Consider the following 230-nt stretch of genomic DNA (forward strand, 5'->3'; position numbering starts at 1 on the left):
CCTCAGAGCGGTAATCGACCAGCCAACCGTCGACCAACGCAAGGACCGTGTCCGCGTTGGGCGGTGTCTTCTTGCCGCGGATGTCCGGGACGAGCGCGACGACGTAGACGGACGCCAGCACCAGCGTGGCCGCGATGCCCTCGAAGCCGTACACGTTGGTGACGGTGGCTCCGGTGACGAGGACGCCGGCGACGGCCAGCGGGTCGAGGTGGAGCATCTTCTCGGCGGCC

General features: G+C 68.7%; 1 pseudogene. It reads right to left on the reverse strand.

The features are described 5' to 3' along the window. Positions 1-230: pseudogene (locus tag KVT44_RS57510) on the reverse strand (hypothetical protein); the annotation flags it as partial.

The organism is Streptomyces sp. GbtcB7 (assembly GCF_019091445.1).
Lineage (GTDB): Bacteria > Actinomycetota > Actinomycetes > Streptomycetales > Streptomycetaceae > Streptomyces > Streptomyces mirabilis.